Source organism: Rhizobium sp. R693 (assembly GCF_002211315.1).
Taxonomy (GTDB): domain Bacteria; phylum Pseudomonadota; class Alphaproteobacteria; order Rhizobiales; family Rhizobiaceae; genus Rhizobium.
On sequence record NZ_LOKY01000045.1, the window covers coordinates 120218 to 133372 of the forward strand.

At 56.4% G+C, this 13155-nt stretch carries 7 protein-coding genes; 6 read left to right on the top strand and 1 reads right to left on the bottom strand.

Annotated features, from left to right (window positions below):
* Window positions 1–65: 65 nt before the first annotated feature.
* The 6 genes from ATY79_RS23490 (at window position 66) to ATY79_RS23515 (ending at window position 11890) form a co-directional block, all read left to right on the top strand.
* A complete protein-coding gene (locus ATY79_RS23490) occupies window positions 66–3338 on the top strand; it encodes a helicase-related protein (protein WP_088705036.1) in 3273 nt (1090 codons plus the stop codon).
* Window positions 3338–4096 carry a DUF4391 domain-containing protein gene (locus tag ATY79_RS23495; RefSeq protein WP_189638066.1) on the top strand — a complete coding sequence of 253 codons (759 nt, stop codon included), beginning with the start codon at window positions 3338–3340 and terminating at the stop codon, window positions 4094–4096. Before ATY79_RS23490 ends, ATY79_RS23495 begins: the two co-directional genes overlap by 1 nt.
* Before the next feature lie 10 nt (window positions 4097–4106).
* Window positions 4107–6101 (top strand): site-specific DNA-methyltransferase, encoded by a 1995-nt coding sequence (locus tag ATY79_RS23500; protein ID WP_088705038.1) that lies wholly within the window; start codon window positions 4107–4109, stop codon window positions 6099–6101.
* 9 nt (window positions 6102–6110) lie between these two features.
* Window positions 6111–7766, top strand: coding sequence for an RNA-binding domain-containing protein (locus ATY79_RS23505; protein WP_088705039.1), 1656 nt, complete (start codon window positions 6111–6113; stop codon window positions 7764–7766).
* 64 nt (window positions 7767–7830) lie between these two features.
* Window positions 7831–10932 (top strand): DEAD/DEAH box helicase family protein, encoded by a 3102-nt coding sequence (locus ATY79_RS23510; RefSeq protein ID WP_088705040.1) that lies wholly within the window; start codon window positions 7831–7833, stop codon window positions 10930–10932.
* Window positions 10933–10966: 34 nt separating this feature from the next.
* On the top strand, window positions 10967–11890 hold the full coding sequence (locus ATY79_RS23515; protein WP_088705041.1) for a restriction endonuclease: 924 nt from the start codon (window positions 10967–10969) through the stop codon (window positions 11888–11890).
* 41 nt (window positions 11891–11931) lie between these two features.
* On the opposite strand, the gene ATY79_RS23520 is transcribed toward ATY79_RS23515, so the two are convergent.
* Window positions 11932–12867, bottom strand: coding sequence for an HNH endonuclease (locus ATY79_RS23520; RefSeq protein ID WP_088705042.1), 936 nt, complete (start codon window positions 12865–12867; stop codon window positions 11932–11934).
* Window positions 12868–13155: the final 288 nt, after the last annotated feature.

Below are 13155 nucleotides of genomic sequence, written 5' to 3' on the forward strand. Positions count from 1 at the left end.
TATCGGTTTATATGATTTTTCTCGTTCGACGGGTGACCCGTTCACACGCAAGGCATGCTTAGCTAATGAAAATCATCGACAATACCTCTCAACTTCTTGGCGATGATCTGAGGGAAACCCTCGGCCGTGGCTCGCGCGTGAAGATCGCGGCGTCGTGCTTCTCGATCTATGCGTATGAGGCCCTGAAGTCCGAGCTGGCGAAGGTTGAGAGTCTTCAGTTCATCTTTACCTCTCCGACGTTTGTACCCACGGAAGCGACCGACAAACTACGGAAAGAAAAACGCGAGTTCTTCATTCCTAAGGCTGGTCGGGAAAGCAGCCTTTATGGCACCGAATTCGAGATCAAGCTTCGCAACAAGCTCACACAGCGCGCCGTTGCTCGCGAATGTGCGGAATGGATCCGTAAGAAGGCGCGCTTCAAGTCCAACGCCACACAGGCAGCCATGCAGCCCTTTGCGCATGTAGAGGTCGGAGGCGCTGCCGTCGCCTATCAGCCGATCAGCGGCTTTACCGCCGTGGATCTTGGCTATCAGAAGGGCAACGCCGTTTCCAATTTCGTGACCCGGATGGATGAGCCGGCGCATGCCGGCCTTTATCTCCAGCTCTTCAACCAAATCTGGAACGACGCGGATAAACTGAGGGATGTGACGGACGCTGTCTGCGACCACATCGAGTCCGTCTACCAGGAAAATGCCCCTGAGCGGGTCTACTTCCTGATGTTGTACAACATCTTTCGGGAATTTTTGGAGGATATCGATGAGGACGTTCTGCCGAATGATTTGACCGGCTATCGAGACAGCATTGTCTGGAACAAGCTGTTCAACTACCAGCGAGACGCGGCAACGGGGATCATCAACAAGCTCGAAACCTACAACGGCTGCATCCTGGCCGACTCTGTCGGTTTGGGTAAGACCTTCACCGCGCTCGCTGTGGTCAAATACTACGAGCTTCGCAACAAGTCCGTGTTGGTTCTCTGCCCGAAGAAGCTGGCGGACAACTGGCGGAACTACAACACCAATCTCACCACGAACATCTTCGCCAAGGACCGCTTCAACTATGACGTCCTCTGTCACACGGATCTATCGCGCACGTCCGGTGAATCCTTCGGCATCCCGTTGAACCGGGTGAACTGGGGCAACTACGATCTTGTGGTGATCGACGAGTCCCACAATTTCCGGAACAACGACGTCTACAAGGACCGCGAGACGCGATATCAGAAGCTAATGAACAAGGTCATCCGCGCCGGGGTCAAGACCAAGGTACTGATGCTGTCCGCGACGCCGGTGAACAACCGCTTCAACGATCTGCGGAATCAGCTCGCCCTCGCCTACGAGGGGCAGTCAGATGCGCTCAGCAAGAGCTTGAAGTCGCAGACCAGCATCGAGGAGATCTTTCGGCGGGCCCAAAAGGCCTTCAACGAATGGTCCGCCCTGCCACCCAATGAACGAACCGCGGCGTCGATTCTGCGCACGCTGGACTTCGATTTCTTTGAGCTTCTCGACGCGGTCACCATCGCCAGGTCGCGCAAGCACATCGAGACCTTCTACGACACCAAGGACATCGGCAAATTTCCGCAGCGCCGGAAGCCTCTCTCGTTCCATTGCCCGATCACACAGCGACCGGACGTGATGGGCCTGAACGAGATCTTTGGCCAACTATCCCTGCTGAAGCTCGCGGTTTATGCGCCGATCAGCTACATCCTGTCGAGCCGCCTCGCGAAGTACGAGGCGATCTATGACACGCAGGTAGAGGGCGGTCGTGGCAAGCTGCGGCAGGCAGACCGTGAGCGAAGCCTTCAGGCCCTGATGACCACCAATCTGCTGAAGCGCCTGGAAAGCTCGGTGGAAGCGTTCCGACTCACCTTGCGGGCGCTTGGCGGCAACATCACGCGGGCACTCGACGCTATCGCGGAATATGAGCGAACCGGACGTAGCGGCAGCATCAGCGATCACCTTGAGGACATGAGTGATTTTGATCCGGAGGATGAAGACCTTGCAGGGCTTGATGAGTTCACGGTTGGCAAGAAGGTTCAGATCAGCCTCGCCGACATGGATTTGCCTTCCTGGAAACATGATCTCGCGGCCGATCAAACCTTGATCGATGCGCTGATTGCTTCGATGGAGAAGGTGACGGCTGCGGACGACGCCAAGTTGCAGCACCTCATCGCGCTTCTGAAGCAGAAGGTTGCCGAGCCTCTCAATCCGGGTAACCGAAAGGTCATCGTGTTCACCGCCTTCGCCGACACGGCCAACTACCTGTTCGCGAACCTGGCGCCCGTTGCGCAAGAGCTCGGGCTCCAAGTGGGGGAGGTGACCGGCTCCGGCTCACCGAAAACCACACTCAGGAAATCCTATGATTTTCAGAGCGTCTTGACGCTCTTCTCGCCGCGCTCGAAAGAGAAGGCCGTCGTGCTGCCGCATGAGACGGCGGAGCTGGACATCCTGATTGGAACGGATTGCATATCCGAAGGCCAGAACCTGCAGGACTGCGACTTCCTGGTGAACTATGACATCCACTGGAACCCGGTCCGCATCATCCAGCGGTTCGGCCGTATTGACCGTATCGGGTCACCCAACGACCAGATCCAGCTCGTCAACTACTGGCCTGACATCACGCTCGACGAATACATCAATCTCAAAGAGCGCGTCGAAAACCGGATGGTGATCGCCGACGTGACCGCGACAGGCGATGACAACGTCCTGACCGCGAAGTCGAGCGATATCGCCTATCGCAAGGAGCAATTGAAGCGGTTGCAGGATGAGGTCATAGAACTGGAGGACGTCAAGGCCGGCATCTCGATCACCGATCTTGGTCTGAACGACTTCAGGATGGACCTCCTGAACTACGTCAAGGACCATGGCGACCTCGAAAGCATGCCTTATGGCATGCATGCCGTTGTGCCGGCAGCGCCGGACCTGGGACTGCGTCCTGGCATGATCTTCGCGCTCAAGAACATCCACGACAGCGTCAACATCAACCAGCAGAACCGCCTGCATCCTTTCTACCTCGTGTACATCGATGACCACGGAGAGATCGTCGCGGATCATACTGAGGTGAAACGGTTGCTCGATCTGATCCGCACGAGCTGCAAGGGACGTTCTGAACCGATCCCGGATGTCTGCCGTCTGTTCAACGAACGGACAGATGATGGGCGGCAGATGGGGCGCTATTCCGATCTGCTCAGCCAGGCCATAAGGTCGATGATCGAGGTCAAGGAAGAGAAGGACATCGATAGCCTGTTCAGTGGTGGGCGCACGACCGCACTGACGCATACGATTCAGGGGCTGGATGACTTCGAACTCATTTCCTTCCTGCGGGTCGAGGAGACGGGAGCCTGATGCTCTACGACTGGCCGCGGGCAACAGCCTTCGGGCGTGTGATCCCCAAAAACAAGATCTATGAACACGCAGGCGCCAGCACCGCGCTCAAGGATCTGTTCGTGCGCGAGGTCGATCAGATCGTCTGGGCGCACAAGCTGGCGCCGGAAACGATCAACCTGCCAGCCTCGAAGTCTGTCAGCGAGATCCAGGTCTTTCGGCTCAGTCAGCGGGAGAGCAGTCTCAATCTGGACGCCCTGCGCGCGATCGATCGCGCCATCCCTTTCCCCTTGCTGTTCGAACTGACCCATAACGGCAGGATCAAATTCGTGGCGGCTTACAAGCGGCCGAGCGAGGCGAACAGATCCAGATGGGTCCTTGTTGATTATTTCGAGAGCGAATGGCAGCCAGAGGAGACGCCGCGCGTGCCGCTCCCGGTGGCGCTGAACATGGGCGCGCTCTATGAACTGCTGCTCAGCCCGCTGGTCGAACAACAGGCAGCCAAGCTGCTCTCCAGGCCTACAGCGGGGTTCGCAGAAGACCCGCAAGCGCCCTTTGGTCCGGTGTCCTCGGACGAACCGATGTCGCTCGAAGCAAGGATCGCCCATGCTGAGGCAGTAAAGGCGAAGACGCGCGAGATCGAGCGGATCAAGACGCGCTTGGCGCGCGAGAAACAATTCAATAAACGTGTCGCCATCAACGCAGAGCTGCGCACCGCCAAGCAGGAGCTGGAGCGGCTGGTAGGCGAGAGTGCGGCAAGCGCACCGAGCACGGAATAAGAGGAAGAGCATGGACAAGCTGAAGATGCACAGCCCTGATCTGACCCAGGAGAACATCGCCCGGATCCGCGATCTGTTTCCCGGCTGCGTGACCGAGGCGCGTGATGAGGTGACCGGCAAACTACGTCTGGCCGTGGACTTCGATCAGCTTCGTCAGGAATTGAGCGACAGTATCGTGGAGGGGCCGCAGGAGCGATATCGGCTGGACTGGCCGGGGAAGCGGGAAGCTCTGTTGGCCTCCAATGCGCCGATTGCTAAAACTCTTCGGCCAGCCATCGCCGAAAGCGTGAATTTTGACAACACGCGAAACCTTTTCATTGAGGGTGATAATCTTGAGGCTCTAAAATTACTTCAAGAAATCTATCTTGGGCAAGTCAAGCTGATATATGCTGACCCGCCATACAATCGTAAGAAAGGTAATAATTTAGTATATCGAGATGATTTTGTCGGAAACACATTTGAGTACCTAGAAAAAACCAATCAAGTGGATAATCTTGAGAATAGGCTTTTGGCAAATTCCGAGTCTAACGGACGGTTTCATTCGGATTGGCTGGGGATGATCTATCAGCGGTTTCGGGTTGCGAAGAACCTTTTAGCCCAGAATGGTGTTATCATGATTTCTATCGATGACGCCGAGACCGCTAACGTCCTACATATCTGCAACGAAATTTTTGGCGAAGCAAACTTTGTAGGCACTTTGATTTGGAAAAACGCAACAGATAACAACCCAAGCAATATAGCGATAGAACACGAAAGCATCCACGTTTTCGCCAAGAATAGCACTGTGTTGGAGGGTGTGTGGAAGAGCTTGGTTTCGGATATCAAAGATGTGCTTGTTCGCGTAGGTACCGATCTTGTTGCGCAATATAGTGACGGCGATGAGCTGCAATCTGCATATTCCGCCTGGTATCGGGAAAACAAGGCTCAATTGGGCCCGCTTGCGGATTATAAGTTTATCGATGAACATGGTGTCTACGCGGGTAGTCGCAGCGTCCATAACCCTGGGAAAGAGGGCTATCGGTACGACGTAATTCATCCCGAAACCGGAAGGCCGTGCAAGCAGCCGCTTATGGGATATCGCTTCCCCCAGGAAACGATGACACGAATTCTGTCAGAGGGTCGAGTCTTATTCGGCGAAGACGAATCTAAACTTATAGAGCTAAAGGTTTATGCGTCTGAGTATGAGGATAAGCTTTCTAGTGTATTTGACCTTGATGGTCGCTCTGGCGCTTATGACTTGCGAAATCTCTTTCCTGAGGCAAGTAAAGTATTCTCAAATCCCAAGCCTGTATCCCTCATGGAGAGGCTTTTGTCGTTTTCTACTGGCAAAAATGATCTAAGTATTGACCTCTTTGCTGGATCGTCGACCCTCGCTCAGGCTGTTTTGGAGCTGAATAAACGTGACGGTGGAGGTCGCCAATTTATAAGCATTCAGTATCCGGAGCAAATCGGTCAAGAGAGTAAAGACGCGAAAGAGGCTTACAATTTCTGCTTCAAGGCTGGTATCGAGCCTAATATTGCAGAAGTCTCAAAAGAGCGAATTCGGCGAGCCGGGGCGAAGATTGTTCAAGAGAGTGCCTTGCTGCATTCTGTCAATGACATCGGATTCCGAGTTCTGAAAATTGCGTCGTCTAATATGAAGGACGTCTACTACCGTCCCGACGAGCTGAAGCAGGGTGACCTGCTGGATATGGTCGACAACGTCAAGGAAGACCGGACACCTGAGGACCTGCTGTTCCAGGTGCTGGTCGATTGGGGCGTCGACCTGACGCTGTCGATCCGCCGCGAGACGGTGCAGGGCAAGACCGTCTTCTTTGTGGACGACAACTCCCTTGTCGCCTGTTTCGACAAGGGTGTGACAGAAGATCTGGTGAAGGAGCTGGCAACGCGCGAACCGCTCCGCGTCGTCTTCCGCGACAATGGCTTTGTGTCCGATGCGGTCAAGATCAATGTCGAGCAGATTTTCCGCCAGCTTTCTCCGACCACCGATGTCAAGTCGATCTGAGGCCAAAGCATGGATCACGCCGCGCTTTCCGCCCTGTTGACCCAGCTCATCTCCCATTGGGAAAGCGAGGTGGTTGAGTTCAAGCGCGGAAAGGATGGCTTTTCGAACAGCGATCTTGGCAAATATGTTTCGGCACTTGCAAACGAGGCCAATCTCCGAGGCCGTGAGCGCGCCTGGCTGGTATTCGGCGTTGAAGACAAAACGCGAGTGATTGTCGGCACATCCTACAAGGAAAAATCGGCCCATCTTCAGGCTGACAAGAAGTCGATCCTTGATGGTACGGGCAGTTTCACGGTTCGGGATATTCATGTGCTGAACCATCCGGATGGCAGGGTTGTTCTTTTCGAAATCCCGGCAGCACCCCGTGGCATGCCGATCAATTGGAACGGCCATTATTATGGGCGCGCTGGTGAGAGCCTTGTAGCCCTTGGGCCGGATAAGCTGGACGAGATACGCGCGCAGACGCTCGCGACTGATTGGACGGCCCAGATTGTCGAGGGTGCCAGCCTCGATGACCTCGATCCGCAAGCGCTGAAGGTCGCGCGCGAGCGCTTTGCTGCCAAGCATGCGAACCGCTTCAACGCGGAAGAGATCACCGGCTGGAGTGATGCGATATTCCTCAAAAGGGCCAAGCTGACACAGAACGGTGCGATCACCCGCGCTACGCTGCTGTTACTGGGCAAGGCCGAGTCCGCCTGGAGGCTCAATCCGCATCCGGTCGAGATCACCTGGAAGCTCGAGGGAGAAGAGCGCGCCTACGAGCATTTCGGTCCGCCCTTCCTGCTGACATCGTCAAAGGTCTTTGCTCGTATCCGGAATATTCAACTCCGCTTGCTTCCGGAGAATGACCTGTTGGCCCACGAAGTGGCGAAGTACGATCAGAAGGTCGTTTTGGAGGCGCTGCACAACTGCATTGCCCACCAGGATTATGCCCGGATGGCGCGTATCATCGTAAAGGAGCGGCCAGACCGGCTGATACTGGTCAATGAGGGGAGCTTCTTCGAAGGCGAACCCGACGACTACGTGCTGCACGACCGCACCCCTTTGCGCTATCGAAACCCATTCCTCACCCAGGCCATGACCGAACTGAACATGATCGACCATATGGGCTATGGCATCCAGGACATTTACAGGCGGCAGCGCCAGCGCTTCTTCCCGCTGCCGGACTATGATCTGACTGAACCGGACCTTGTCCGCCTGACCATTCATGGCCGGGTTGTCGATGAGGCCTACAGCCAGTTGCTCATGCAGCAGACCGGACTGCCGCTGGCCGATGTTCTCGCGCTAGACCGGGTTCAGAAGCATCTGCCGATTACCGATGACGCTGTGCGTCATCTCAGGCAGGAGCGCTTGATCGAAGGCCGTAAACCCAACTTCTTCATATCTGCCAGGGTTGCAGATGCGACCTCGCAAAAAGCCCAGTACATCAAGACACGGGCGTTCGACGATTATCACTATGAAGAGATGGTCGTCGGATATTTACGAGAGTTCGGACAAGCTTCACGTAAAGAGCTGGATGACCTTCTGAGGAAAAAACTCAGTGACGTGCTGAACGAGACGCAGAAGACACACAAAATTGGCAATCTTTTGAGTGCCTTACGGAGGAAGGGGCGAATTCGCAATTTCGGTTCCACGGCGGCTCCTGAGTGGCGCCTTGTGGAATAAAGCACGAACATCCTACGAAAGCTTTACGAGAGCTACGAAAGAAATTTAAGAAAGCCGACGTCCTATGAAGCTCAAATTCAAGGTCCAGCCCTACCAGACCAACGCCGTCGAGGCCGTCGTCGATTGCTTCGAAGGCCAGGCCAAATCGGATGCGTTGAGCTACCGGATCGATCCCGGCCGGAAAGCTCAGAAGAGCGCCTTCGAGGAGGGCTTCAAGAATGCCGATTTCTCGATCAGCGAGGCGCAGATCCTTGAAAATATTCGCAAGATCCAGCGGCGCCAGAACCTGCCTCTGTCGCAGTCGCTGACCGATTTCACGACGTTCAACCCACGTGGAGAGCGCGTCGCCGTTGCCGCCGCCTATAAGAGGGATGCGATTGCGGCGACCCGCGTTCATCTCGACGTCGAGATGGAGACCGGTACAGGCAAGACCTACTGCTATATCAAGACCATCTTCGAGATGAACAAGCGATATGGCTGGTCGAAGTTCATCATCATGGTGCCCTCGATTGCCATCCGTGAGGGCGTGGCTAAATCGCTACAGATTACCGCCGAGCATTTCACCGAAGGCTATGGCAAGAAGGCGCGGTTCTTCATCTACAACTCGAAGCGCCTGCATGAACTGGAGAGTTTCTCGTCCGACGCCGGCATCAATGTGATGATCATCAACATCCAGGCGTTCAACGCGCGTGGAGCTGATAACCGCCGCATCTACGACGAGCTGGATGACTTTCAGTCGAGAAAGCCGATCGACGTCATCGCGTCGAACCGTCCGATCCTGATCCTCGACGAGCCTCAGAAGATGGAGGGCGCGGCGACCACCGAAGCCCTGCCGAAGTTCAGGCCGCTGATGATCCTGCGATACTCAGCCACGCACAAGACGCAGCACAACCGCATCCACCGCCTCGACGCGCTCGACGCCTATAACCAGAAGCTGGTGAAGAAGATCGCTGTACGCGGTATCCAGGCACGCGGCCTCGCAGGCACCAATGCCTACCTCTATCTCGAAGGCATCGAGATCTCGAAAAAAGCTCCCGTTGCCCGGATCGAGCTGGAGGTGAAGCTGACTTCGGGGGAGATCAAGCGCCAGCTTCGCCGTGTGGAGTTCAAGGACGACCTCTTTACGCTGTCGGGTGAGCTTGATCAGTATCGCGGCTTTACCGTCAGCCAGATCGATGCCGTGAGCGAGACCGTTGAATTCACGAACGGTGTCGTCCTCAAGGCGGGTGAACCTAACGGCGACGTCTCGGAACGCGACATTCGCCGCATTCAGATCCGGGAGACGATCAAGGCGCATCTCGAAAAGGAGAAGCAGCTCCATTCCCGTGGCATCAAGGTGCTGTCCTTGTTCTTCATCGATGAGGTGGCGAAGTATCGCGACTATACGCAACCCGACGAGCGGGGCGAGTATGCCCGTGTTTTCGAGGAAGAGTATGCGCTTCTCAAGGGCGAATATCTGTCGGAGCTTGCAATCGACAACGAGGCCCATCGCAAATTCCTGGCCGGCATCGACCCCGCGAAGACCCACAATGGCTATTTCTCCATCGACAAGAAAACCAACCGCCTCAAGGACCCCGATGTCGTCAAGACGGGGGACAATAAGGGGCAATCAGAGGATCCGGACGCCTATGACCTCATTCTGAAGGACAAGGAGAGGCTGCTATCGTTTGCAGAGCCGACCCGGTTCATCTTCTCCCACTCCGCGCTGCGTGAGGGCTGGGACAATCCGAACGTCTTCGTGATGTGCATGTTGAAGCACAGCGAGAACCAAATCTCGCGGCGCCAGGAGGTCGGTCGTGGTCTGCGTTTGAGCGTGGACCAGAACGGCGATCGCATGGACAATCCGGTCACTGTTCACGACATCAACGTGCTGACGGTGGTCGCCAGCGAGAGCTACAGGAATTTTGTGGATGCGCTTCAGAAGGAAATGGTCGAAGCGCTGACTGCCCGACCGCGGCAGGCGAACGAGGAGTATTTCAAGGGTAAGCTCATTCAGGCGGATGGCGCGCCGATCGAGGTATCGTCCGACATGGCAGCGGGCATCGAGTTCTATCTCGTGCAAAACGGCTATGTTGACCGGCAGAAGAACATCACTGAAAAGTATCAGAGCGCCCGTGAGAACGGGACGCTGGCTGAGCTACCGGAAGATTTGAAGTCCTACACCGACCAGATCGTGGAACTGATTGACGGCGTCTTCAATGAACGGCAGTTGCCAAAGATGCAGGACGACCGCCGTTCGAAGCGCAACCCGCTGAATGACAACTTCCACCGGAAGGAATTTCAGGAGCTCTGGAGCCGGATCAACCAGAAGGCAGTCTACAAGGTCGAGTTCGAGCCGGCGGAACTGATCCGCAAGAGCATCAGCGCGCTGGACAGCCATCTTCGGGTGACACCGCTGCAATATACGGTCACCGCAGGCATCCAACGAGACGGCCTGACCTATGACGCGGTCGGGGATGGCAAGAGCTTCCGCGAAAACGAGCAGGAGACGTACCAGGCCGAAACGGTTGTCTCGCTCGTCAAGTACGACTTGCTGGCAAAGCTCGCAGAAGCGACCCAACTCACCCGGCAGACCATCGCGGAGATCCTGTCTGGGATCCAGTCGAGTGTGTTCGGCCAGTTCAAGCAGAACCCGGAACACTTTATCAGCGAAGCGTCCCGCCTGATTATCGAGCAGAAGGCGACGATGGTCATCGAGCGCCTGACCTACGATGCTGTTGCCGAGCGCTATGAGTCCGACATCTTCACGGCCAGCCAGACCGTTCAGGACTTCTCCAGGGCGAGCGAGAAGTTGAAGAAGCACGTCTACGACTATGCGTTTCTCGATTCAGACACCGAGCGCAAGTTCGTCGAGCAGTTGGACACCAGCAACGAGATCGTCGTCTACGCGAAGCTTCCGAGAGGCTTTGCGATCCCGACTCCTGTAGGTGACTACAATCCGGACTGGGCCATCTCGTTCAAGGAAGGTTCGGTTCGGCACATATACTTCGTCGCCGAGACGAAGGGCACCTTGTCATCCCTGAAGCTGCGCGAGTTCGAGAGCACAAAGATTGAGTGCGCCCGGCGGTTCTTCGAAAAAATCGGAAACTCGATGACGACTGACAAGGTGAAGTATGACGTAGTCACGGACTACTCACGGCTCATGGACGTTGTGAGGAGCGCGTGACGCCCGACCCTAACCGCATCGCGGAGCCAGACCGATGATACCGGACTACCAGAGCCTCATGCTGCCTGTGCTGCGCCTCGCTGCCGTAGGCGAAACCCGCGTCGCTGACATCGCGGAGCGGGTTGCTGACGATCTGGATCTGACGCCGGAGGAGCGAGACGAATTGCTGCCGAGCGGCCGCCAGCGCGTGCTCCATAATCGCATCCATTGGGCGAAGTTTTATATGAGCAAGGCCGGGCTGATCGCCTCGCCAGCGCGGGGCCGCTTTGTTGCGACAGACAAGGGGAAGGTGCTGTTGGCGACGGCGCCGGAACGCATCGACGTGGCGGTCCTGATGCGAGAGCCGGAGTTCCGCGAGTTCTACAGGAACGAAGGCGGTGCCGCCGAGCAGGACGGCGTCATCGCGAAGCCACTTAATCTGGCCTCTCCCCGGACGACGCCGGAGGAGCAGATCGATGCAGCCCATGCGGCACTCATGGCCGCGCTGCGCGACGAACTCCTTCAACGCATCCTCGCGAACAGCCCGGCCTTCTTCGAGCAACTGATCGTCGATCTCCTGGTCGCCATGGGCTATGGCGGTAGCCACAAGGACGCCGCTGCCCAGCTCGGTCGCTCCGGCGACGGCGGTGTCGATGGCATCGTCAACGAGGATCGCCTCGGCCTTGACCGAATCTATGTCCAGGCCAAACGCTACGCGCCCGGCAATCCGGTCGGCCGCCCGGACGTGAATGGCTTCGTGGGAAGTCTCGTTGGCCTCGGCGCCACCAAAGGCGTTTTCGTTACCACCTCAACCTTCAGCCAGCCGGCGCGTGACTACGTGAAGCATCTGGCACAGCGGGTCATTCTCATCGATGGACAGGAACTGGCTGATTTGATGATCGAGCACGGTGTGGGCGTCCGCAGCTATCGCACCGTCGAGTTCAAGCGACTAGACGAGGACTTCTTCGGCGAGGAGTGAAGGGGAGAATGGTAGAAAGAGCGGAAATCATTTCCGCCACCTTACCCCTTGAACACCTGCTCGCGATGATACTGTAGGAACTGCGAATGCGGCCGTTCGTCCGGCCGTGATGGGACGAGCAGGCGCCGCTCCGGCTTGATAAGCCGCGTGATGGTATCGGGTACGCCGCCGCCTGCGATCAGCAGGCTGTAGTCATCATCAACCGAGATCAGGCCGCGATCGAACATCCAATGAACCGTCCCGGAGAGCGCGAGCCCGTTTCGCACACTGTCCGGCCCACCATTTGCCACCGGACGAATATGAGCCGCCTGGACTTCTGATCTTCCGCCACCGTTGATCAGCTTGAGTCCGGTGACGGCACAGGTGTCATGATAGGCCGTCTTGATGGCTGCGGAGAACGCTCGATCCCGGAAGGGGCGCTGTAACACCTGGGAGACGATCCGGCGATCGATGTTGTCGATCTCGTAAGGCATTTGCGGATTGTCGCCAAAGCCGATGTGTGCTTCCTCGGCCGGATCCGGCGTCGGCCGCGCGCGGTCACGTTTCCCGAGGACATGCGCGAAGCCAGCCGCGAGGATCAGGTCATACTCGGCGTCGGGGATGTTCCGGACAGCGCGGCCGAACGCGCCTTTGTTCGTCGAGCCGTCCTCCTTGCGCAGGCCGCTCTCATAGTAATGATCCGCCTCCTTGAACGGGACGGCATGATCGAAGGGCAGAAAGTCCTTGATCAGCGCGTAGAAGTGATCGGGCTTCGATGGATCCGGTATGATGTCGGCAATTCGCGCCGTCGCGAAATACGCCTGTCTGCCACCTGTCTTCATCAAGTCGCCGCTCGGACGCCTCGGTTCATAATAGACGATCCAGTCGCCGCGGGCCGCCTCGACCTGACGCAAGTAAGTCCGCGGAAAATGGTACCGCTGTTCCGGGAGATCGTCGTAGGTCGGATCGACCTTGGTGGTGAGTATGGCCTTCACCATTGGGATGGACTTGCCCTCACTCTGCAAATCAGGCTGCGGGACCTTGTTACCAGGTCGCAGGCTGACTTGAAAAGAGCCGGATGCTCCCGCCGTTTCAGCCCTACTTTGGCGGAAGGAACGCACGTATTAATTGTGCTTGTTGCTTGCGTTCGCGGAAGTGAAAATTTTTTGAGGTGATGCCGACATGAAGTAATTTAAGGTATTTTAAAGTAATTATTGATGTCTAATTCAGTGAGATACTTGGAAACAATTTATTGCAAAACTTAGGATTGCTTTCCTATGGCAGAC

Bases quoted from the DNA above. Each gene is read 5' to 3' on its own strand.
- ATY79_RS23500 (WP_088705038.1), top strand. From the start codon at position 4,107: ATGGACAAGCTGAAGATGCACAGCCCTGATCTGACCCAGGAGAACATC.
- ATY79_RS23510 (WP_088705040.1), top strand. From the start codon at position 7,831: ATGAAGCTCAAATTCAAGGTCCAGCCCTACCAGACCAACGCCGTCGAG.
- ATY79_RS23505 (WP_088705039.1), top strand. From the start codon at position 6,111: ATGGATCACGCCGCGCTTTCCGCCCTGTTGACCCAGCTCATCTCCCAT.
- ATY79_RS23490 (WP_088705036.1), top strand. From the start codon at position 66: ATGAAAATCATCGACAATACCTCTCAACTTCTTGGCGATGATCTGAGG.
- ATY79_RS23495 (WP_189638066.1), top strand. From the start codon at position 3,338: ATGCTCTACGACTGGCCGCGGGCAACAGCCTTCGGGCGTGTGATCCCC.
- ATY79_RS23515 (WP_088705041.1), top strand. From the start codon at position 10,967: ATGATACCGGACTACCAGAGCCTCATGCTGCCTGTGCTGCGCCTCGCT.
- ATY79_RS23520 (WP_088705042.1), bottom strand. From the start codon at position 12,867: ATGGTGAAGGCCATACTCACCACCAAGGTCGATCCGACCTACGACGAT.